The 2,687-nt window shown below is 54.4% G+C and carries 4 protein-coding genes; all 4 read left to right on the top strand.

All coding sequences use genetic code 11. The features are described from left to right. Positions 1 to 152: 152 nt before the first annotated feature. Positions 153 to 935, top strand: a complete 783-nt coding sequence (locus tag VH187_RS06885; protein WP_329700735.1) for a peptidoglycan-binding domain-containing protein — start codon at positions 153 to 155, stop codon at positions 933 to 935. Between the two features lie 61 nt (positions 936 to 996). After that, positions 997 to 1,968, top strand: a complete 972-nt coding sequence (locus VH187_RS06880) for an aldo/keto reductase (protein ID WP_329700734.1) — start codon at positions 997 to 999, stop codon at positions 1,966 to 1,968. A gap of 65 nt (positions 1,969 to 2,033) precedes the next feature. Further along, positions 2,034 to 2,570: a PPC domain-containing DNA-binding protein gene (locus VH187_RS06875; protein ID WP_329700733.1), complete on the top strand. Its 537-nt coding sequence runs from the start codon at positions 2,034 to 2,036 to the stop codon at positions 2,568 to 2,570. A 16-nt stretch (positions 2,571 to 2,586) separates the two neighbouring features. Then, the coding region (locus VH187_RS06870) for an NAD(P)-binding domain-containing protein (protein WP_329700736.1) at positions 2,587 to 2,687 on the top strand (101 nt) is incomplete at its 3' end.

Here is a 2,687-nt window from a genome sequence, read left to right as displayed (position 1 = left end):
ACTCTCTCGAAAGGGGCAATGGTCGTCAGCCCAGAGGGGTCAGCAATAAATCCTCCGCAGGCGCAATAGCAGAGCTCACAGCTTCAGCTGTACTTTGAGACATGAAAGCAAAAACAATCTTTGGTTTAGTCGGCCTCGTTTTATTTGGAACAGTGAGTCCGATCCTGGCAGCTGGCCACGGCGGTGGCGGTGGAGGAGGCGGAGGCGGCTTCCATGGTGGTGGAGGATTCGGCGGCGGCCACTTTGGCGGCGGCGGTTTCCACAGCAGTGGGTTCAGTGGTGGCGGACATGTCGTAACCGGAGCTGGCACGCGTGGAGGCGGCGTAGGCTTTGGTGGAATGCGCACCCGGAATGGTGCTTCGAACTTTGAGGGCGCAGGACCGCGCTTTTCTACATTTGGGCACCCATCGCATGTGCAGTCTCCGTCTGGTGATTCTCGCGCACAAGCTTCGCGCCCGGTAGTCGCAAGGCCATCGAATCAGCGCGTCGGAGACCTTCGTAGTCACATCGTAGCACGTCATGATGCGAACTGGCACGGTGATTGGGATCGGCGGCATGCCCACTTTGACCATGGTCGCTTCTTCGTCTTCATCGATGGGTTTTGGTGCGGATTAGATTCAGGGTTCTATCCGTGGGATTATATCCCGTATTATGCCAACGACTACAACCCGTACGCTTACTACACCGATGCTGATCCGTATGACTACAATGGGGGCACTTATAACACTGGCGCAGCTGATAGCGCGACGGTCCAGGCCGTTCAGACGCGGCTGTTGAACCTTGGCTATTACAACGGGTCGATTGACGGGATTTTTGGACCGTCCACCCGCGATGCGCTAGCGAAATATCAAATCGCCAATCAGCTCGACGTAACCGGAAGTCTATCGCCCGATACGCTCCAGTCGCTTGGCCTACCTCAGCCGGCAGCAGGCTAAGCCGCTCTGCATGATTGCCGCGAAAAAAAGCAACTAACAAAACCGTCGACAAACAACAAACATGATAACTAAACGGCTCGGTAACTCTGATCTTTACATAACCTCCATAGGCTTCGGGGCCTGGGCCATCGGTGGGTCAGGCTGGGAATTTGGCTGGGGCGACCAGGACGACAAAGCATCGATTGCAGCAATCCATCGCGGGCTCGAGCTCGGTGTGAACTGGATCGATACCGCAGCCGTCTACGGCATGGGCCACTCAGAGGAGGTTGTCGCGTCAGCGCTTAAGAGCTGGACCGGCCCTCAGCCTTATGTGTTTACCAAATGCGGCCTTCTGTCGGACGATCAGGGCTATGTTTATCGCAATCTGAAAGCAACTTCGATACGGCGAGAGTGCGAGAATAGTCTGCGCCGCCTGAAGGTTGACGCGATTGATCTTTATCAAATCCATTGGCCGACAGAGGACTTGGAAGAAGGCTGGGCAGAGATGGCCCGCCTCCAAAAGGAAGGAAAAGTCCGCTGGATTGGCGTCTCGAACTTTGATGTCAGTCAGTTGCGGCGCGCGGAGAGAATCGCTCAGATCATATCGCTACAACCACCGTACTCACTGATTCGCCGCGAAATCGAACAAACAATTCTTCCTTATTGCTACTCGCATGGCCTCGGCGTGATCGTCTATTCGCCAATGCAGTCGGGTTTGTTAACGGGCGCGATGACTCGGTCGCGGGTGGCAAAGCTTCCCGAGAGCGATTGGCGGAGCCGCGACTTGGAGTTTACCGAGCCAAGGCTCTCGAAGAATCTCGCGCTGGTTGAGCGCTTGCGAGGAGTTGGTCAAAAATATGGGCGGCCGCCGGGTCAAATCGCAGTGGCGTGGGTGCTACATAATCCTGCGGTGACTGCCGCAATCGTGGGCGCTCGAAGTGCTCAACAGGTCGAACAGAATGTTGGCGCAGCCGATCTGGCTCTCACCGATGACGATGTCGCAGAGATTGAAGGCAGCACCGTGCAAGAACCAGAGCCGGTAACAGTGTTTTGAAGAGAACCATGAACAGCTCAAAACTAATCCTACTTCCGCTCTTAGCTGGCGCACTATTCGTAAGTATGAAAAACACCAAAGCACAACAACCTTCTGCCGGCGAAGACGAGGCATACCTTTCGCCTTCAGCTCCAGTAGCAACTGGAAAGGCGCCGGGCATGAAAGCGCGATTGCTATCGGAGAACCCTGGCGTGAAGAACTACGTCGTCATACTCGCCAAAGGCGACGAAGTCATGTCGGGCCTAACCGATTTTGCCAGGCAAAACAAAGTAACGTCAGCGAGTTTTACTGGCATTGGAGCGTTTAGTCACGCCACGGTTGCCTGGTTTGACGCGCATAGGAAGGAGTACAAGCTGATTCCGATCAAACAACAGGTGGAGCTGGTCTCAATGATCGGCGATATCGCACTGGTGAATAACAATCCTGCTGTTCACACACACGTATCTGTAGCATCAAGCGATGGAACAGTGCGGGGTGGTCACTTGATCAATGCGTTTGTGTTTCCGACGCTGGAGTTGTTCATGACTGTCTATCCCACGCCCTTAGACAAGCAACCTGATGAGGTGACGGGATTGGAACTTATCGACCCGTTATCGAAGTAGAAACAACAGAACTAAAATGAAAATAGGATTCATAGGTCTGGGAATAATGGGCAGCCGTATGGCGGCCAATCTGCAAAAGCACGGCCACTCATTGGTCGTGTTCAATCGTACGCGCGC

Origin of the sequence: Scandinavium sp., assembly GCF_036271055.1 — a bacterium.
In the GTDB taxonomy this organism is placed as follows: domain Bacteria; phylum Pseudomonadota; class Gammaproteobacteria; order Enterobacterales; family Enterobacteriaceae; genus Scandinavium.
This window is presented reverse-complemented; position numbering and strand designations above follow the sequence as displayed.

What these genes read in the sequence shown, in the direction of transcription:
- VH187_RS06875 (WP_329700733.1), top strand. Translation starts at nt 2,034, where the DNA reads ATGAAAAACACCAAAGCACAACAACCTTCTGCCGGCGAAGACGAGGCA.
- VH187_RS06880 (WP_329700734.1), top strand. Translation starts at nt 997, where the DNA reads ATGATAACTAAACGGCTCGGTAACTCTGATCTTTACATAACCTCCATA.